Source organism: Oligoflexus sp. (assembly GCF_035638955.1).
Classification (GTDB): Bacteria; Bdellovibrionota_B; Oligoflexia; order Oligoflexales; family Oligoflexaceae; genus Oligoflexus.
Genome location: NZ_DASQYZ010000112.1, coordinates 149,385 through 168,547 on the forward strand (window position 1 = coordinate 149,385; position 19,163 = coordinate 168,547).

18 protein-coding genes, 1 tRNA gene and 1 pseudogene are annotated in these 19,163 nt (G+C 51.4%); 9 read left to right on the forward strand and 11 right to left on the reverse strand.

Annotated features, from left to right (window positions below):
* Positions 1-54 precede the first annotated feature (54 nt).
* Genes VE954_RS11170 through VE954_RS11180 form a run of 3 tightly spaced genes read left to right on the forward strand, consistent with a single transcriptional unit; the run spans position 55 to position 1,730 of the window.
* Positions 55-504 carry an RNA pyrophosphohydrolase gene (locus tag VE954_RS11170; protein ID WP_324952678.1) on the forward strand — a complete coding sequence of 150 codons (450 nt, stop codon included), beginning with the start codon at positions 55-57 and terminating at the stop codon, positions 502-504.
* Between the two features lie 15 nt (positions 505-519).
* Positions 520-957, forward strand: a complete 438-nt coding sequence (locus VE954_RS11175; protein WP_324952680.1) for a hypothetical protein — start codon at positions 520-522, stop codon at positions 955-957.
* Complete coding sequence (locus VE954_RS11180) at positions 954-1,730, forward strand: helical backbone metal receptor (RefSeq protein WP_324952682.1); 777 nt, start codon at positions 954-956, stop codon at positions 1,728-1,730. The genes VE954_RS11175 and VE954_RS11180 overlap by 4 nt, the downstream gene beginning before the upstream one ends.
* Here VE954_RS11180 and VE954_RS11185 read toward each other — a convergent pair.
* From VE954_RS11185 to VE954_RS11210, 6 genes are all read right to left on the reverse strand, one after another.
* Positions 1,702-2,241: a response regulator gene (locus tag VE954_RS11185; RefSeq protein ID WP_324952684.1), complete on the reverse strand. Its 540-nt coding sequence runs from the start codon at positions 2,239-2,241 to the stop codon at positions 1,702-1,704. The genes VE954_RS11180 and VE954_RS11185 overlap by 29 nt on opposite strands.
* 100 nt (positions 2,242-2,341) lie before the next feature.
* Positions 2,342-3,496, reverse strand: coding sequence for a tetratricopeptide repeat protein (locus VE954_RS11190; protein ID WP_324952686.1), 1,155 nt, complete (start codon positions 3,494-3,496; stop codon positions 2,342-2,344).
* Positions 3,496-6,576, reverse strand: a complete 3,081-nt coding sequence (locus VE954_RS11195; protein WP_324952688.1) for a hypothetical protein — start codon at positions 6,574-6,576, stop codon at positions 3,496-3,498. The genes VE954_RS11190 and VE954_RS11195 overlap by 1 nt, the downstream gene beginning before the upstream one ends.
* Complete coding sequence (locus VE954_RS11200; RefSeq protein ID WP_324952690.1) at positions 6,569-8,839, reverse strand: hypothetical protein; 2,271 nt, start codon at positions 8,837-8,839, stop codon at positions 6,569-6,571. The genes VE954_RS11195 and VE954_RS11200 overlap by 8 nt, the downstream gene beginning before the upstream one ends.
* A gap of 10 nt (positions 8,840-8,849) precedes the next feature.
* On the reverse strand, positions 8,850-9,581 hold the full coding sequence (locus VE954_RS11205) for a hypothetical protein (protein WP_324952692.1): 732 nt from the start codon (positions 9,579-9,581) through the stop codon (positions 8,850-8,852).
* Between the two features lies 1 nt (position 9,582).
* The gene (locus VE954_RS11210) at positions 9,583-10,806 is read right to left on the reverse strand and encodes a lytic transglycosylase domain-containing protein (RefSeq protein ID WP_324952694.1); all 1,224 of its coding nucleotides are present in this window, start codon (positions 10,804-10,806) and stop codon (positions 9,583-9,585) included.
* 198 nt (positions 10,807-11,004) lie between these two features.
* Here VE954_RS11210 and VE954_RS11215 point away from each other — a divergent pair, with 198 nt between their 5' ends.
* The 3 genes from VE954_RS11215 to VE954_RS11225 all read left to right on the forward strand — a co-directional run bounded on the left by VE954_RS11215 (position 11,005) and on the right by VE954_RS11225 (position 13,048).
* A complete protein-coding gene (locus VE954_RS11215) occupies positions 11,005-11,388 on the forward strand; it encodes a VOC family protein (RefSeq protein WP_324952696.1) in 384 nt (127 codons plus the stop codon).
* A gap of 513 nt (positions 11,389-11,901) precedes the next feature.
* Positions 11,902-12,669 (forward strand): hypothetical protein, encoded by a 768-nt coding sequence (locus VE954_RS11220; protein WP_324952698.1) that lies wholly within the window; start codon positions 11,902-11,904, stop codon positions 12,667-12,669.
* Positions 12,670-12,971: 302 nt separating this feature from the next.
* Positions 12,972-13,048: transfer RNA gene (locus VE954_RS11225), tRNA-Pro, on the forward strand.
* A gap of 15 nt (positions 13,049-13,063) precedes the next feature.
* Here VE954_RS11225 and VE954_RS11230 read toward each other — a convergent pair.
* Positions 13,064-13,855: a site-specific integrase gene (locus VE954_RS11230; RefSeq protein WP_324952700.1), complete on the reverse strand. Its 792-nt coding sequence runs from the start codon at positions 13,853-13,855 to the stop codon at positions 13,064-13,066.
* 594 nt (positions 13,856-14,449) lie between these two features.
* Between VE954_RS11230 and VE954_RS11235 the strand changes: the two genes are divergently transcribed.
* On the forward strand, positions 14,450-15,043 hold the full coding sequence (locus tag VE954_RS11235; protein ID WP_324952702.1) for a hypothetical protein: 594 nt from the start codon (positions 14,450-14,452) through the stop codon (positions 15,041-15,043).
* Between the two features lie 52 nt (positions 15,044-15,095).
* On the opposite strand, the gene VE954_RS11240 is transcribed toward VE954_RS11235, so the two are convergent.
* Positions 15,096-15,869, reverse strand: coding sequence for a hypothetical protein (locus VE954_RS11240; protein ID WP_324952704.1), 774 nt, complete (start codon positions 15,867-15,869; stop codon positions 15,096-15,098).
* Positions 15,870-16,407: 538 nt separating this feature from the next.
* Here VE954_RS11240 and VE954_RS11245 point away from each other — a divergent pair.
* On the forward strand, positions 16,408-16,914 hold the full coding sequence (locus tag VE954_RS11245; protein ID WP_324952706.1) for a hypothetical protein: 507 nt from the start codon (positions 16,408-16,410) through the stop codon (positions 16,912-16,914).
* 235 nt (positions 16,915-17,149) lie between these two features.
* On the opposite strand, the gene VE954_RS11250 is transcribed toward VE954_RS11245, so the two are convergent.
* The 3 genes from VE954_RS11250 to VE954_RS11260 all read right to left on the reverse strand — a co-directional run bounded on the left by VE954_RS11250 (position 17,150) and on the right by VE954_RS11260 (position 18,683).
* Positions 17,150-17,722: a hypothetical protein gene (locus VE954_RS11250; protein ID WP_324952708.1), complete on the reverse strand. Its 573-nt coding sequence runs from the start codon at positions 17,720-17,722 to the stop codon at positions 17,150-17,152.
* 134 nt (positions 17,723-17,856) lie between these two features.
* Positions 17,857-18,147 (reverse strand): hypothetical protein, encoded by a 291-nt coding sequence (locus tag VE954_RS11255; protein WP_324952710.1) that lies wholly within the window; start codon positions 18,145-18,147, stop codon positions 17,857-17,859.
* A complete protein-coding gene (locus tag VE954_RS11260; RefSeq protein ID WP_324952712.1) occupies positions 18,144-18,683 on the reverse strand; it encodes a hypothetical protein in 540 nt (179 codons plus the stop codon). Before VE954_RS11260 ends, VE954_RS11255 begins: the two co-directional genes overlap by 4 nt.
* Positions 18,684-18,796: 113 nt before the next feature.
* Between VE954_RS11260 and VE954_RS11265 the strand changes: the two are divergent.
* Positions 18,797-19,039, forward strand: a pseudogene (locus VE954_RS11265) (integrase core domain-containing protein); the annotation flags it as partial.
* Positions 19,040-19,163 lie beyond the last annotated feature (124 nt).

Consider the following 19,163-nt stretch of genomic DNA (forward strand, 5'->3'; position numbering starts at 1 on the left):
GGGCCATAGAGTCCGTAAGGGTCGCCAACGAATTGGCACTCAAGGGAGAGACAGATGATGAAGCCCTACAGAGACTGTGTGGTGGCGGTAATAAGGAATGGGCAGGGCCTCGTCCTGGCTGGAGAACGGACGGATGCAAGAGGCGCCTGGCAGTTGCCTCAAGGAGGCGTTGATGCGGGCGAGACACCTGATCAAGCATTATTCCGCGAACTGCGGGAAGAGATCGGCACGGATCGACTGCAGGTTCTGCGAAAACTGCCGGAACTCATCTGTTATGAATTTCCTGCTGGCATGGATTCCGGCCCCGCTCTTAAGTATCGAGGTCAGCAGCAAACCTGGTATCTGGTGGAACTTCTGCCGGACGGCATACCGAATCTGGAAATCTCGGACGGTGAATTTCGGGATCTGAAATGGATGAAGCCGGATGCTGTTTTGAGCGGTATCGTTCCCTGGAAACAGGCCGCCTATCGTTCGGGTCTGCAGGCTTTAGGTTTACTGTCATAAATCAGGAGCCCTGTGATGTCACGTCTTTCCATCTTGAATATGGCCATGGGTTTTCTGGTGCTGTTTTTTGCAGCCTGCGCCGGTGCTTTTGTGTCTTTTGACATGACCCAGGCCTTCCTGCATGACATCACACAGCTGGAAACCTGGGAAATGACCCTGCTCAAGAGCTCGCATGGGCACAGCAATCTCTTCGGCATTCTGCATATTGCCCTGGGTTTGACCTTGCCTTACTCCCCGCTGACCCTCAGGTGGAAGGCGATCCAAACAGCCTGCATGTTCGGTGGCGTCCTGGCCATGGGCCCTGGCATGGTGCTACGGGCGATGTCTGGGCCCAGTGAATCGTTTGATGCGCTGGGTCTCAGTATCGGTGTTGGCCTGACGATGGCTCTGGTCAGCCTGGGTACCCATACCGCCGCTCTTTTTTATAAGCTCCTGCGACGGCAGAGTCTATGAATCGGCCCATGCGCATTGTCAGTCTTGTCCCCAGTCTGAGTGAAACTGTCTGCACGTTGGGTCGGCGCGAACATTTGGTTGGCTGCACCCATTTTTGTGTGGAACCCAAGGATCTTCATCGCACGACGGCGCGCATTGGTGGCACGAAGGATCCCGATCTCGAACACATCCGCGCGCTTCAGCCCACGCATATCCTGGCCAATCAGGAGGAAAATCCACGCGATCCTGTGCTGGAACTGGCGCGGGATATTCCCACCCTGGTGACCTTCCCTAAAGGGCCGGTGGATGTGCCGGGCATGCTACGGGATATCGGGCATTTTCTGGACTGTGAACGGGAAGCGGGGAGATGGGCTGATCGCATCGAGGAACTTTTGCAGGCGCCCTATCCGGGCGAGGCGAAGCGGTTTTTATATCTGATCTGGCAAAATCCCTACATGCTCGCCGGTCGCGACACTTATATTTCCCGGACACTCGAAAGCATCGGCTGGATCAATGCCTATGAAGGCCCTGATCGGTATCCAGCTCTCGACATACCGGATCTGGATGCCTGCCGTCCGGATATCATTCTTCTGAGCAGCGAACCCTATCCCTTTCGGAAACGGGATGCGGAACGGCTCAAGGCCCAGTGGCCTTTGGCCCCGCGCCTTGCTCGTGTGGATGGTCAGTTGCTATCCTGGTTTGGAACGCGAACGTGTGAGGCTCTGGAGCAGATCAGGATGAAGGAAGCGGACTGGCTTAAGGACTTCAGCCCGCTGCTTTCAAAGAATCCATGATCTGCTGAGCTTTGACGCGATCGTCTTCATTCTTGATGAAGCGGAACTGGCGCTTGCCCTGAATCAATTCCAGGAATTTCTTTTTATCCCCGACGATGGTCAGCAGCTCTTTATACTTGTCGCGGACTTGCATGCCGCGATCGATAAAGTCATGCAGCTCGTCAATCGAGAATGGTTTCTTCAGATAACCGTCGGCTTTGGTGTCGACCGCAGACAGTTGATCTTCATCCAGAAGCGCCCCGCTGATGAGGAACACCGGGATGGACGGATCATGGTTCTTCACCTTTTTCATCAACTGAATGCCGTCCATGCGAGGCATCTTGATGTCGCTGATGACCAGATCGATCTCCTTGTCTTTCAAGGTGTCGATGGCCTCTTGCGCATTCTTCACGACAATCACGCGCGAGAAGAACTTATTCAGGTGAATCTTGAAGAATTTGAGCAACGTGTCATCGTCGTCAACCACGAGAATATAGGAAGAACGATTGTAGACACGATCCTGAATAGTCATAGAGGCTCCTACCTAAGAATGACGAGAGGATCGTCTTATCTATCGGCAGAAGGGGTTGGAAGTTAAGAATCCCTCTGCGTATTTTAAAGGAACCCAGCTTTCAGCGCTCGTACAAGCGGCTATCACGAATGGCTTCAATCTGGATTTTTGCCATATTCTTAAGGCCCGAATATTTTTCATCAGCCTGCAGAACGTCATAGAAGAGTTGGAGCGCTCCGGTTCGGTCCTTATAGTCGTCGCTCAGCACAACGCCCAGATGATAACGGGCAAAGGCATTCTGGGGATCCAGCTCGACCGCCTTTTCCAAGGCCACCTTTGCATGACTGATACGACCCGTGCGCTTCATGAGAAGACCGAGGGCAATTTGCACTTCACTGTTCATGGGTTCCAGGTCGGCAGCCCGCTGCAGATCATTCTCCGCAATCACATACTCACGCCGTTGGATCGAGAGGTTGGCTCGATTGATCAAAGCTGGAACGTAATCGGGATTCTGGCTCAGGGCTTTGTGCAGCCATGATTTACAATCATCCAAACGATTGCGGCGCAAGGCAATGACGGCCAGGATATTGGTCAATCGCGGCTCGTCCGGACCCTTATCAAGGCCACGCTTGGCAATAAATTCCGCAACATCGAGCTTTTCCTGCTCAAGATAGGACTGGGCCAGAGCCCCATAAGCTGGCAAAAAAGTAGGGTCGCGTTCCATGAGTTCCGTCAGGATTTCATGACCCTTCTTTCGATTCTGGCTTTGGATATAGGTCAGGGCCAAGGCATATCGATAGCGAAAGGTTTGATCCAGGGGGGGCTTTTCCATTTTGCTGAGGATCTTGCGAATGGACGTCAGATAATCGAAGGCCCGTTCAACATTATTTTCGGCCAGATAAAGATGAGCCAATTCCAACTGGGCATCAATTTGATCCGCATCATCACGCAAAATATTCTCATAGAGGCGGCGTGCTTCCTGTCGACGACCCAGGGCCATGACATTGCGGGCCTGCCGAAGCCTCTCTTCCACAGTGCCCTGCGGCGCGGCCTGAATAGCTGTGGCGATAGCCTTTTGGTCCTGAGCACTGGGAGCTGGCTTATAGAATCGCTGCCAATCGAAAATCTGCTGAGGGTCCAGATTATCGGGCTTTTGCTTCATGGCCAGGGTTGTGGCCGACGAAGGCGGCAGATTCACGTCCAGAGTATTGTTGTCGCCTTCTGTCGTGCAGCTGATCACAGTCAGGGTCAGCACAAGTCCAGGTATAACGCGCATCAGTGACTCCACATATAGGGCGTGGATGTTCCCACCGAAGCAGGAACCTCAGTTTTTGGTTCTGTTTTAGGACCGCCCGGAGCCATGCCCGAGAGTTTCATGGCCGATTTTTCAATCCAGACGCTATCCTTGTAACGATGCGGCTCCTTGTTGCGAGCCAAAAGATTTTGACTGAAAAATTCCTGAGCCAGGCTTTGCCAACGCTGCGCTTGATCCTGTAGGGAACGCGAATCTCCGTCGTTCGGTCGATCCCGAAGCGCCAGGGCATTGCGAATGCTATGACTCATTTTTTCAGCCGTTTGTCCGGCTCCGTAGCGGGCGCGCGTGGCCCATTCTGGATCCTGTGTGGCGATGGCTTTGGCATAATAATCAAGGCTGCGTTCCAAACGGAGTCCTTTTTCCACGAGCTTGTCTTCGTTGATGCCCGTGTCATTGCCCGCAGCCATGGCTTCAAAGTTTTGCCGCTCGAATTCCGCCAGCTGAAAGTTGGCCTCACCGGCTATGGATTGAAAGAGGGACTTATCGATGTTTTCCTGACGCCGGGCCGTTTCCTGGGCCAGCTGCCGATAAAGATTCGTAGCCTGGTCGCGGTCGCCTTTAGCGAGCATCAGACGGGCTATTTCCATTTTGGTTTTCATTTTAGTGCCGGGCTGCCTGGAGATCTTCTGGGCTTCGTGCAAAGCATACAGAGCCTGATCCCAGGCTTGTGTTTGCTTATAATGGCCCGATGCCCGAACGTAAGCGGCATAGCGTGAGTCCAGGTTTTTTTGATACTGAACAGCCAGCATCGCGGCACGACCCGCTGTTTTATATTCATCCTCGGCCACGGCCAGACCTTCGGCCCGTTGAATGCTATGGGAGCTGCGTGCATAGCGGGGATAGCGTTCGACCAGGGCGAGGTGAGAATTCGCGGCCTCACGAAAGCGCATCTGATATTCCTGGGAACGGGCTTTCAGATAAAGCATATCAGCGGTGCGGGGCCGATCATTTTTAGCCAGATACTGTTCACTGGCCTTCTGCGCTTCACCCCAGGCGCCGCCGATCGCTAAATAGTAGGCGCCATCGCGATAGATGCTGTCATAATCCGGAAGGTCAGGGAATTCCTCAGCAAGGCTCAGGAGCAGGCGCCCGGCTTCGTTGACTTCACCTTTTTTGTTCAGACTATCGCCCGCGTCCTTGGCGGCTGCGGACAAAACGCCTTTTAATTCCCCACCAAAACCTTGTCCGAGTTCGCCCCAGTTTTCCAGTTTCAAATAATTGCGGGTGATGGCCACGATATCCTGGGGGGTGCCGTTTTTAATGCGGCCCTGAACCAGTCCACGAATGGCCAGCGTTCGCTGCCCTGGTGAGGGCTCGGAAAGAAGGGAACGGCTCCAGTATTTTTCGGCTTCGCCATAATTGTTCAAATCACGATTGGCTGAAGCAGCCAGGAGGAGGAGGTCTACAGTCAAAGGACGACCAGGAAATCGATCCGCAAAGTCATCGATGCCCTGCTCCAGCTTGCGCAGCTTTTCGATCACCAGTGGATCCTTGCCCGGTGTGCCGCGGTTGCTGGCAGTTTTTTGCAGCGATTGACGCCAGATTTTTTCGCGAGCCAGAATCTGCTGATAGGAGGCAACTTCCAGATTCGCGGGCGTCACCTGACGGTCGTTTTTAAAGGTCTGATAGGCTTGATCAGCCTCGACCCATTGGTCTGAGAAATAAAGACAGTGGGCCCGTCGCAGTTTCCACGTTTCGGCTTCCGCATGCTGGGGTTTGCTGCGAATGAGGTTGTCGTAATAGGTCAGAGCGGTCTTAAAGCTGGCTGGTGAGCCCTGGACCATGCCCTGTTCATAGGACTGAGCCGCCAGCAACTGGGTGGCAGCCAGGGATTTTTCTTCCATGCCCTGGATCACCTGAGGTTCCGACTGCTGATGATTGCGCCAAAGACTGTTGCCTGGCAAAAGGAGAGACAGGCGTTCGAGAGTGGCGAGATGCTTATCCGTTTGCTTCTGCTCCTTATATACGTTGGCGAGCAGCATCAGGATCTCGGGCATTTCCTTGGCCTTGGGATAATTATCGACCAGGAAAGGGCCGATTTCGAGCAGTTTTTCCTTGTTTTCCAGACCCATCTGCCGGTTCATAATACGCAGGCCAATGGCCGCCGCGTGACCGCGAATCAGCTTGTTCTGCAGTGTGGAACGGATCGCTGGCATGTCGTCCTTTTCAAAAAGAGCGTCACCAGCCAGTTCAACGGCATCGCTTTCGACTTTCTGCTTCACACGCAGGTTACGAAACTCATGACCAGGCTCCAGAAGCTCCACAGCCGTGGCAATACATTGCTCCAATTCCGCGGAGCGATAGGCTGCCCAGGCAATGCGATACTGAAAGCGCAGCAGTTCGATATCCTTGTCTTTCACGTCCAGACTTTGCAGCACGGCCTGGCCCTTGCGATAAGCCTTGAGAGCCTCAAGGGGCTTTTCTTTGGCAAAGTGGTGATCACCCACAGCAAGAGAGGCATGCACACCGAACAGGGAGTTGCGGGCTTTGGCTGCCAGGGACTGCCAGATACCAAAGGCGGTTTCATTCTGTCCGAGGCCTTCGAGAAGAGTGGCACGCAGGTACTGCGATTCTTCCTGCAGAGCGAAGGCAGGATAGTCCTTGTTCACTTCTGCCAGGATGGTCAAAGCAATTTTGCGATTTTCATGACCTGACCTGGGGCTTTGCTCGTCCCGAAGACTGGCGATATTTGCATGAATCTGGGCCAGATTCAGCTTTACGTAAGGGACGTTGCTGGCCTGTGCATGATTCTCGAGATGCTGCTTATAACGGGCTGCCGCTTCCTGCAGGAGATCGATCTCGCGATCGCGGGCCGTGCTGTCCTGATAGGAAAACTCCTGGCGGATTTGATCCCAGGCTCCCATCTTCTGGCTCTGCTCGCTGTTGCGGCGATGGTTTTCATAGTCGTCAAATGAGCGCCAAAACTGGCTATAGGCCTGCACTGATTCAGGATCAGGAACTTCAGGACGGAGATTGCCGGCGTGCAGCACCTGGGATAACAAAAGACCCGTGCACAGGGTCAGAAACCGAGTCTTATTCATGCAATGCACCCTCCAGTTCCAGATCTTTCAGGCTTTCCTGGAGATCTGTTTCCTTGCGTTCCTGCTCTTTGGTTTGTTCAGCCCGCTTCTGGGCCTGATTCATGGAACGCTGCCACTGCAGATCGGCCATCCATTTTTTGGCCCGAGCCTGCTGTTCATTGATATGAAAGCTCAGATGATCCATCACGGTGGGCCAGGCCTGTCCGGTCAACCCACCCAGGCGCCGTTCCAATTCCAGCTCGCGACCGCGCAGTTCTGAAAGTTTTTGATTGAGTCGATCAAACGTTCTGATCTGGGAATCCAGCCAGGCTTTTTCCAATTTTTCCTGCTGATGAATATAAGTCAGGACTTGACCGGCGACGGCCCGGAATCCATTCCAGATTTGCTGATAGTCTTCCTGCGCATGCTTTTTCATCGGATGGTTGAACTGATCCCGACGGCGAGAGAAGATGGCCTCGGCATCCAAAAACTCCTGAGCATTCAGCAAGAGACGCTTACGGGTGAGTTGATAGGGTGAATCCTGCAGCTGTTGGGACAGCATATTCTTGCGGTGTATCTCCACCGCGGCGTGGGTCCGCGCCTGCAGGGAACCGATCTGGTTGGTGAGATCCCGGGCTGTGATTCCGTATTCCTGCAGCTTCGCATGATTGCTGGTGTGACCCTTGAGCAGGATCGGACTCAGTGAGGCCTGATGTCTCTCGAGTCGACGGGCCAGTTCACCCAGGCGTAAGGAGGTGCTGCTGATTTCCTGCCAAATGCTGGTGGGCTTGCGCCGCCATTCCTTGGTAATGTCCTGCAACTTGAGCCGACGAGCCTGAGACCGGTCGAGTGTGACCTGTTCGGAGGCGGTCAGCTGGTTGCCATAAAGATCACGTTCACCTGCCACGAGACGCTCACCCAATCGAGACCACTCATCGATCAGCTGATTCAATTGTCGATTTTGATTGACCACACGTGGGCGCAGGTCAGGATCCAAAACGCGACCCAACGTCAGCATCATGCTGCGCAATTCATTGCGATGTTCCTGCAAAAGCCTTGCCTGACTTTCGAGTTTTTGAAAGAGACTGCGACTGCGATCAACGGTTGGCGAGCTCATGGCAAAAACTTCGATATGCTCGTCCACATCCTGCAAATCGGGTCCAGTCATGGACAAACGCCCGCGGGTGGTGGCCTCGAGCCAGTCCTTGAGCTCTGTCAGTGCCCTATCGCGGTCTCTCATTTTGCCTTCAGCGAGATCGAGATGTCCGGCCTGATAGAGAAAGAGGGGGAGCTTTTCCTTTAATTCGAAGGCTTCCTTGGTATTGGGATAGTTGCTGATATAGCTTTGGGCGAACTGGGTCGCTTCCGTGAATTGACCGTTTTGAGCCAGTAGCAGCGTGACCTCAAAAGCAGCGAGGCGTGTGGTCAAGCCTGGAAATTTTACCTTGGAATACCATTGAATGGCATTTTTCGGCATTTTTCGCGCCGCATACAGACGCCCGAGATTGAGCGACGCCAGATCACGAATCATAATGAGGGAATCATCGCCGATGCCGGCCACGTCGAGCCAGATTTTTTCCGCGTCCTGTTCCTTGCCCTGCTGCATGGCGCTCAGTCCCGCGTAAAAGGAGGCTTCCGCCCAGAGCCGCTCCGAGGATTTGGTGGCGCGCACTTTTTCCAGCCAGCTATCTGCCAGACGATAATTGCGATTATGAATGGCGGAGATGGCGGCGAGCAGATGTATTTCCGCCCGCACTTCAGGTGCCATTTGTAGAGCTGTAATATCCGCCAGCAATCTTTGGAGTTGGGCGCGCTGACTCTCAGCCAGCTTTTCCTGAACGAGAAGCACCCGACGGATGACTTCCAGAAGCCGCAGCGTATCATCACCCTTTTGCGTGGTATAGCTGCTCAAATAGCGAAGCCAGGCCTTGCCGGCCCGACTGATTTGTTGCAATTCTTCATAAGCGGAGCCCAGCATATAATGAGCTCGCAGATAGCGTTCCTGGGGTAATTGAGGGGCCTGATTCAGGACATAATTAAGGTTGCGTATAACAGCAATGTATTCACGATCCTTGAGGTTTTGTTCGGCCAGAGCGAAGGCCTGATCCACTGCATGAAGCACCACACCGATCGTTTCCTTGTCGTCGGAAGTCCGCAAGGCTTCCATCCGTTCCTGCAGCTGCTTGATGGACTGGGGGAGATCGTCGCGTATTTCGGCAGCTGTCAGCATCGATGAAAATGCCAATAGACCCGTCAGACCGAGTCTAAAATCCAGAAGCGGCAAGGTGCGCTCCTTATGGGATCTGATAGTTTTCCAAAACAGCCTGGGCATGGATATTCTGCTTTTCAGGTTTCGCGAGTTTCAATCGATATCCCTGACGGAAGGCTCCCGCTGGGACGATCACTTGAATATTCTGGTCATAAGCGTGATAGAGGTTTTGATCGAGCGGAACGTTATTTTCATAACGCCGCACAATACGACCTTTCAGGTTCAGCTCGTGAGTTCCTGGTTCCAAAGGTCCCGCATAAAGGAGGACTTCAGGCGCGGGCAGCCACTGGCCTTCACGATCCTGGGTTTCATAGACAGGATGCTTATTGATCGTCAGACCCATGGAACGCACGACCATGGCGTTGGGGTCTTCAATCACGAGTTTGATTTCAACAAAATTACCCTTGTCGGCCATGGTCAGGAAATCAGCCTTGAGCTTTTCCACCTGGCCCGAAAGTTCATCAGCATCCTGCTCCAGCTCGCGCAGATCCTTGGCAATGGAATCAAAGCCGGCTTCGTGAGGCAATGGGGCAGCCATGACACTGGCTGGCATATCAAAACGCTGAACGGGTCCCTTGCGGCTTTTGCTGCTCGAGACCGGTGGGGCTGTAATGCGAAGCGTCGCCGCTTCCTGCTCCATGAGCTTGCGTTCAAGCCTGTCCAGGACGTTTTCCGAGGTATCACCGCGTTTGGGACCTGGACTGGAGGCTCCCAACCCAAGAAAACCAAGGATGAGTACGAGGGATATATGTTTCATATTATTTCCCTCCCCGGGCCACAGTGGGGTTGCGAATTTGTTTGAGGGAACGGCGAACCTGATCCGAGAGTTCCTGTGGGACAATGATTTCAAAGCCAGCCGGCAGCGGTTGATGCTTGTTGGCGAAAGCCTTGGGCAAAATGCATTGATTATATTCTTTCAGCTGTTCCTGCTTCAGCGGCGTATGCGTCACGAGCTGATGCACCGAGACTGGCTTATCCAGGCGAATGTGATCAATCTTCATGGGATTTTTATGAGTGACCGCCTGCTTCTGATAGAGGTCCTTATAAACCTGCCTTGCGGCCAGGAACTCGCTATAGAAATTGCGGCTGGCAAAACCGAAGCTGCCGGCCTCATAGCGGCGTATGATATCATCAAGGTCGCGTGATCCCACGGTTCGAACGGCTTTTTGCATGCCGCCGGCGCCGTGATTATAGGCCGTGATGGCCAGCGGCCAGGCTTTCAAGAGTTTGTTGTTTTGCTCGAGGAGCATGGCAGCACCATAGGATGCTTTCAGAGGTGAGCGCCGCTCATCGATATAGCTGTTGACCGTCATATAAATCCGGGCCGTGTCGGGCATAAACTGCCAGACGCCTGAGGCTCCAACTTTGGAGAGGGCTTCCCGGTTAAACATCGATTCGACGAAAGCGATGCGGGTCAGCTCATGCGGCAGGCCGCGATTGCGGAAGATCCGCTCCATATAAGGAAGATAGGAATTGGCCCGCTCGGCCGCCCGGGAGAATTCATCAGCAAGACCCTGCTGGGTGCGCAGATAGATTTCCTCGGTGAAGAGTCGAGATAGGGTTTCCTTGCGTTTGCTATAGACCTGCAGAACGCGCTGCTCCATGGGGCCATATTCGAGGGCTTTTTTACCGATTTTTTGCAGCCTGTTGATGGCGATCTGATAACGCTCGACATAGCGGTTGAGAATTTCACGTTTCTCATTGCGACTGAACGCACGACCGTTATTGTGGGTCTTTTTAAAATTGTCGTAATCGACCACATCAATGATGACGTCCACATATTCGGGATCGTGGATGACGATTGAGGAGCTTTTATAACGGCGAAAGATCTTGATCCAGAACTCCGACTGCGCTTTCACCAAAGGTGTTGCAGGGAAAATGGAATCAGAATCAATGGTGTGGGTGCCGGTCTCAGTCTGACTGAAACCAGATCCGGTCCAAGCCGTCAGGCTCAAGAGTAAAGCTACGGTTGCGAAGCGCATGGCACAACCTTCCTGATTGGCGTGATTCTCCTATGTCCATCTTAATAAGGCTTCCCGGCGCTGGGCAGGCCGCCAAATTTCTGACCAAAGGGTTTACAGGGCCTGGAGTGATGGATAGATTGAAGGGGATGGAGCGGAACGCTTGATCATAATGGGTAAAGTTGAACTTCATGCTGACTGTGACCAAAGGAGCTTGTGATGATCGATCATATTGGTGTGACCGTAAGCAATTTCGCCAAAAGCCGGGATTTCTATGTCAAAGCTTTGGCGGCTTTGAATTATGAACTGATGATGGAGTTTCCCAGCAAGGGAAGTGGCAGTCCCGATATCGCCGGCTTCGGTGAAAAGCCACATCCGGATTTTTGGTTGAGCGTGGGTCCCGTGCAGGCGCGTGTGCATGTGGCCATTCGAGCGAAGTCACGCCAGCAGGTGGATGCTTTCTATCAAGCTGCCATGGCTGCCGGTGGGCGGGATAATGGGGGGCCCGGTTTGCGGCCGCAGTATCATCCGAATTATTATGGGGCTTTTGTGTTGGATCCGGATGGTTATAATGTGGAAGCTGTGTGTCATCAGCCGGAGTGATGTTCGGAGAGGAGCAAGGTTTCCCTTGCTCATACGCAGCCTGAAGCTGTAGTTGAAGGTCTGACCTCTTAACCTCCAGCGTGAAAAGATAAGGGTTTTAGTAGCCCTTGCGTTTTTTTTTACACGCAATATCCCACTTGATTTTGTGTCTTTTGGTGTGAATGTGAGTCACACCCTGGAGGACGAATGATGAAATCAGAGCCTCGACTAACTCAGCTTGAGTCAAAGGTTCCAGATAGTTGGCTATGGTTGATATCCCTTCGACAGATGGTCTCGAGAGCCAAATGGTTTAAAGCATTTTCCATCGTTAAGGTTTTCTCTGCAGGTAGCGCTAGCCCTGGCCCAGTGGCTGCACCCTATGGGGTTGGTGGCGATACTTATGAATGCATTAAGGCTAGGGCTCTTTTTGTGATGGACTGAAAAGCTTGCCGCTTATTATACGCCGCTAATGTTCCTGTGTATGAATCCTACGTTGTGCCTCCTTGTTTCAAATCTATATTTTCGAGTTGAATCATGTCCAAGGTCTTTCACATCCTTGTCTCCACTGCAGTCTCATCAACACTCCTTACCGCTTGCGGCGATAGCAAGAGACGCTCCAGGGAACCAAACCAGGGTGTTGACAGGGAAGCAAGCAGGGGTCAGTTTTATCTTGAAGACGACTGCAATCCCCTCGCAGAAAATCCGGATGTGAAATATGACTCCGCAACAAGATGGGGATTCCTGGTCGAGGATAAAGTCATCAGTAGAATTGGGATTCAGTACGCATCTCCAGACTGCGAAGCAAATACGATTCAGGGATGGAGCCGCTATTGGGTCTACAAACAGAGAAAGTTCAGCGTAGATCATCTTAATGAAAACCCGTTCGATTGGGAGATTCAGGATTCGCGGCTCCTCATCGGGAGAAACACAAGGAGTGAAGTTACTTACCCGGTTGAGCCAACAGCCTTGGAGGCCAATCAGGAAATAATTCTGAAAGTTCTCGATTATTCAGAAATGAGTGATCAAACTTATATTGTTCGAGCTGAGATCAAAAATCTTGGATTAGGTGCTTTACCAAGCATTTCGTGCTTTGGAACCTTTTTGAAAAATGAAAAGCCGAGTTCAGAAGGAGATATCTTTACCTTTATTGCAGGCCCAAGCCCTTACGATGATGAGCCTCGGAGGCAGGATCATTGTTCTATTAATATTGGGTTTCCTCAGGGACCAGATCAACATACGCAAATCATCGGTCAAAGCGAGGAATTCATTTTAGATTTTCGGCCGGAGGGCAATCGCTCATAGGTCCAGGTCATCGCGAGGGCATGACCGTGCCCAGTAGCCAATTCATGCTTGCCGCGTCATAGTCGATGACGCCTGGCCGTCCCCTCTCGTCTCTGTCAATATGTCACTTCTGTCCCCGGCTGGCAGCTCGCTACCATGCTGCCACGGCTAACAAAGGAGTCGGTTAAGATTATGATTCCGAGGCGTGAGATATACTTTTGACAGACAAACTGCGCCACGCGATCCCGATTTTCTTACAACCCTTGCAATTCCCCGTTGATCGCCTCGTGAAACTACAGTAAAAACTGAGTCTCCCAAGGTATCGGGGCGTAGCGCAGTCTGGTAGCGCACACGTCTGGGGGGCGTGTGGTCGCTGGTTCGAATCCAGTCGCCCCGACCATCTAATCTCTGAAAATCAGTGCCATTTTCTGATGGCTAGTTTTTGCAGTGAACTTTGAGTGAACAACTCCCTTTTCCTCGCGGTTTCTACGGCTTCCTCAGCATATTGAATTTTTTTGAATCCGCCAGTCTCCGGTATTAGAACCTGTGTAACTCCTGTCAAATGATCTGGTGCAAGGTGCATGTAACGCATAGTTGTACGGATGTCCGAGTGTCCCATTAACTTTTGAATATCAAACACACTGACTCCCAACATAGCGAGATGGGATCCGAAAGTGTGTCTCAGATCATGGAATGATATCGGTTCTATGAAGGCCGCTTTTTGGGCTGGTTTGAACCAACGCTCTACGATGTGGTCATAGTCGCCTGGGAATACTTGATGCCACCCGGGAAGATCCATTCTCTTCTCTAGAATGTTGAAGACGACATCATTCATAGGCACGCGTCGTATCTTCTTCCCCTTGGTGTACTCGTTGACTTTCCTGGTTATCGAACAATAGCTCCGCTTTGCTACGATAAATTTCCTGTCAAAGTCCAAGCAGTCTCTTTGGAGTGCTTGAACTTCACCGCGCCTGAAACCAGTGAATACCGCAAAAGCGATGATCTCGAAAAGGTCGGGATCTTTTACTCTGACCTCGTCAAGAAACTTGTCTCTTTCCTCGAAAAGCCAGAAGTCATAGTCCTGTTCCCGGATTTTTATATCAGATATTCCATCCGCGGGGCTGATTCTGAGATACTCCCAGAGCACTGCACATTTGAATATCTTTCGGGCAAGACCCAATATCAGGTTGATCGTCTTTGGGGACAATCTTGACTCGGCAACCAGCTTCCCTTGGAACTCAGCGACATCGCGCTTTGCAATTTGGCTCAGCGTTCTGCTCCCCCAGACGGGGAGGATATAGCGAGGTGGCCGTCAGCTGCCACCTTTTCCACTTCATGCTATCCTTGCCACAAACTGACATTCTCTGTGGATTCCACGCCCCCGGCTCAATACGCCTAAAGATGATTGATTGGGACGGTCAACTATAACCTTCGTCAAAAGGAAATCACATGAACCCGAATTTGAAGCACAGGTTTTTGCTATCCTGGAACAAATGAAGATTGCCGCTGCGTGTCCCGAGTGCGGAAAATTATCGATGGCTGTGTGGGGGTGCTCGGGACCCCGTCCGCATTGCGATACGCAGTCGCTACCTACTTACTTATGATTCAGTTGTTCGGCGTTGAAATGCATGATCAAATTCTTGACTGGAATTTCCCGGATTTGGCATGAAGCAGACCTGTCATTAACCATGACAGTGTCGCTAATTTGCTGATGAGATCTGGTTCAAGTCAGCAATATCTCAACAGATCCTGCTGGTTTGAGTTTTGCATTGGATAAAGTTTCACCGCTGGAGGATCCTTTATGCGACGGCTCATCCCGACTTCAGCTCTGGTTTACCTCATCCTGCAACTGGCGGCCGGATGTTCGTCCAAACAGGATGGTCGCGAATTGCAATCTCCCACGGCCGAAGCCGGTATTCAGACTCAGACGGAAGCGATCCTCGAGGTACCTAATCTGGAAATTCGAAGCGGTGTGACGCTGGAATTGGTCAGCGGTTTTAATATTGGCGGCAGTTCATGCAGGAACGGGCAGGGGGAGCTGTTCAAGGATTACCCCGTCTCAGACGTCGTTTACCGGGTGCAGGATGGATTCCTGGAGAAGGAAGAAAATGTAGGCTGTCCGGCCACCATCCAGAAGACACGTAAAGTTATCACGGAACATGGCCTGTCGCTTGCCAAGGCCGCGCTGCTGGAGATCAAAAGAATCACTGTTGAGACCAGAGAGGACTGCGCTTCGGATTATAATTACGTCGGTGTTCGTGTAAGGGGAGGGCCTGAGGGCGAAAAATTTGTGCACATCGTTCCCAGATCAAGAGGTAACTGCAAAGGCGATTTTGTGACCATAGTCGATTGGCAGCAAATCAAGGAAACCTTTGACCTGGCCTTCAGTCTTTAAGGCTCCCATCAGGAGGAAAAAGGCTGAAGAAGACTTCAGCCCCTTGGCATTCTTAGCGGTTTTCGAACTCTACGCATGCACCGGCTACATTAATAAACACATTCGCGCCCTGGCCAGCCAGATGCTGGAAGCCAATACGGTGCAGCCATTCATGGAAAATAGCCCCAGCCACGCCGCGGTCACTCCATGTCTGACCATTCACTCCCTGAATGAAGGCCTGGATATTGATCTGGATATCCATATTCTGACTTGCGCCTGCGGCTGAATAATCTTTTCCTACGGGAGTTTGAGCCAAAGTAGGAAGAGGAACATTGAGGACACTAATCTTCGCAGGGACCTTCCTGAAATCATGAAAGTTTTGCAGTATGGTAATGCCACCCATCGCATACTCAGCATAAAAAGTGGCATTCTTACCACGAATGGCCGCTGGTGCATCGACGGGTATAAGTTCACCAGGGTTCTTGCGGGCAACGCAGTTCATGAAGTCAGAACTCGCTTGTTTTTCCACATAGCGGTGAATAAAGTGCTCTCCCACATGCCACATGGCGATGTCCAAGGCCCGGGCAATTTTCTTTTGCTGCTCCGGCGTGAAGGCGCTTGAAATTTGGAAAAGGGTGGAGCGAAAGCCAGTGGATTGACCCTTGGTGTCGTGCATAGGGTATGAGGCGCAATGATAGTAGTGTCCATCGGCGGGGCGGGTAAAGTTGCTACAGCTGTCGTCTGTGCCCAGAAGGGTTGACTGTTCAGTTGTCTGGTCTTGATTTTCCCCACGGCCACAAGCGGCGAGGATGAGGAAAACTGGGAGCAGGAACGTATTGATTTTCATAGTCCAGGCTTTCATTGAGTGGTTTCCGCTATACTAAGTGTGAAGCGTGTCTTAGTACACCACTCGAGCTATGTCAACGCTGGAGTCTGAAGCCAAATTGCGTGCATTCCACCGCTTGCGTGCACGTAGCGTCGGGGCACCTTGTCCGCATTGCAGTAACGGGGCGCCTGCATCAAATCCGAAGGACCGGCTGCGGGTTTAATGCCCGATCTTGGGGAACAGTGTCAGCTCGCACTCTGGTGGTTAAGAATTCTTTGCCGGCCAGGGCGACTCTCCACTCCCAAAAGCTTTTGGAAGCGGCGGGACTCGCATGTTGAAGACGTTCGCTCACTGGTTGGTTTGCGTCGAGACGAAAATCTGCATTCCAAGCCTCATAACTTCAGAAGTCCAATCGACGGCATCTTGCCTCGTACTTTTAATCAAAAAGTCATTTTATTTTGAAAATTTGTCCTGAACCTGTTGCATTACGAACTGTTTTTTCAGATGACATGAAAACGTTTATTCTATCCCGTATACACTAGTAACTTGAGGAGTCTCCATGAAGTTATCGGCGATCCCCTTTATAGGTTGTCTCACAATCTGCTGCGGTGAAGGAGCCAGAAGCCAACAATCGGACATAGCACCTCAATCTGAGACCTTCGTGGTGACCGGTAAATATACGTTCGACGACAGTCTTTGGCGAAGGCTCAGTCTCATCATGCCGAAAGGCAGCATTGAACTTTATAATCTTGAGGGCGCATCAACTCTGGACATGGTCGGACTTGCGGTTAAAGGGAAGCTTGCTCAGAAAGACGCCTATGAGCATATCTCAAGATCAGATTTCAAAGCCTTCAAGCTTGTTAAAGTTGACGCAAGTTCCTACGGTCCCTATGATCTCGTCGAATATGAAACGGGTCGAAAGATAGGCAGATTAGGATATTGGAGTGCTGGCTCTCGATATATTCTCACTGAACTCTGTACAGGCTCATCTGAAAAACTCTGTACCTTCAGCTACGATCAGGAGAGCGCTAAATTCGCGTTTGAATTTCTGGCTCAAGATTCCTAACATCATAGACTAGCGATCGGCTCGGCTACATGCCCCCTGCCTTCACAACCCATCCAGCGCCGTGCGACTACCCGCTGCATGGTCTCGACAGGGTCACTACTAGGGGGATATTGCCGCCGCGTTCCTGCCTGTGAAAGTGGGGTCCCACCCTTTCCAGGATTTCGAGTGTTTTATTCTGAAGGCAGGAGCATCCTGCATATCTATTTCAGAAAGCGCAGTAGGACAGTGGAATTCGTCACTGAACTAGAGACGCTTTTCCAACGAATACGGCATCCGCAACAATTACATCGCCAAGCTCAACTTCAAATCCGAAAACATCCAACTTAACCTGCATTTCAGTATTACAGGCTGCATCAGCCGGTATTAGAACGCTTGGTCGATATGCGGGCTCGTTCTCACGATCTTTTTCCTGTAGTTCAACCTTCGTCTGGGCGATAACTTCATTACTGCAGTAAACAGTCATCAGCGACGGGATCAACGCAGTTAGACTTGTCACCTTTACGGGATTTATTGATACAGAAACGATCTTTCCTGCACTTCTAACACGGTTGGATTCTTGAGCAGTCAGCGTGAAGAGGGAGAAAGTAGACTTTGTCTTTGCAGGCGTCACATTACCTGAATCGTTGGGCACAGGCGAAGCCTTGGGAGTCGGAGTAGGCAAAGGTGTCGGAGAAGCGCTTGGAACAGGGGTCCCGACTTCTGCTATATTAGGTTCGGGTTGGTCGGATGGAGCAGGCTTTGACGACTTTTCGCTAGAGCAATTTGAGACAAAAAAAATAGTCACAAGTATAACAAGAGATGTTTTCATCGAGTACTCCTCAAATTTTAGATGGGAATTCATGATAACAGGATTTTGGGCTTCCGCTTGGCTAGGATTGTTGCAAGAATAAAGGTACCAGTGATTCCTCCCGAAATCATTGGTACCCAGGCCTGCTAAACAACTTAAAAAGGGGTGAAAGTAAGTGTAGCGCCTTTTACATTTTTGCAGTGAATAGCCAGCCTGATTATTTCTTCCAAGTGACTTAGCATCTTCGCATCAGAGGTCAACAGCTTTGCCTTCTGGACCCCTTCAATCACTGCGCCCATGTCGCCTTCACAAAATACGTCGTATGAGAATTCATCCAGGCGGCTTAAAATTCCCAAGTCAGCACCCAAGAGGACTCTTTCATTGCCCTCCAAAGACGTCGTTCTTAGAACCTGTGAATTGCCTTCTTCCAATACGACTGTGATCATTGAAGTTGTGCTCCGCGTCCAAGAGTACCTGGGAAAGTGTTTACAAGGTTTCCTGCTTCGTCTGTAATAACGGTTATTACCGAGGTCTCAGTCCCACCCTTGTTAACGGGCAACTTACCTATGGTCTCACCGGCATCAAACTGGCGAATATAGTTACCGGAGTCTGATGACTTTTTCACGGGTGTTGCAACCATATCTTTTCTGCCAAGAATTTCTGTGACCTTTTCTCTACTTACCGTGAACTGCGATTTGGAAGCCGGCCCGGTGCCACCATGATTCTTCAGAGCATATTCAAGGCCACTGCCCACATTGCTCGCAGAACCATTCCGAATGTTAACACGGGTTTGAACTCGGCCCAGAGTTTTTCCCGAAATGCCTTCCTGGGCTGCTGTGTCAAGTATATCCAGGAGCATTTTGTCTTCTGATCCGGGAGAACAGGGGGCCGCGTATGCTATATCTTCGATCAATGAGAAGAGCAGATCAATCGACTTCCTTGGAAAGCTTGCTGCGATCTTACATGGGTTACCGTTCTTCACAGTCTCCGCAATTTCATCAATCTGTCCCTTTTCATTTAGCCCAATTTTTTCCGCTGCTTCAGTAATCTGGCTAGCTTTGCCTGTCGCCCGTGTCTCGATAGGTTAAAGCTGAAAGAGGCTTGCCTGACGAGATTGGTGTGGATCAGGGGCCGGAATTTACGAGCAAGGCTTTGACGAAATGGGCTGCTGATAATGGGGTCCGGCTGCATTACGCAAGCCCCGGAGACAAAAATGAAAATGCTTTCATAGAGAGCTTTAACGGTCGACTGCGAGACGAATGCCTGAATATGTACTGGTTCTCATCGCTCAGGGATGCTCGGAACATCATCGAGGAGTGGCGTGTGGATTACAACGAATGATCATCTTAATCCCCCCGTCGATGAAATACCAAATATGTGGATTCAAATTACAGACCCTGCTCACCCACTTTTTGGTAAGCACTTTTCTGTAGCTTCCTACTCGAATAATCCAACCGGTCCG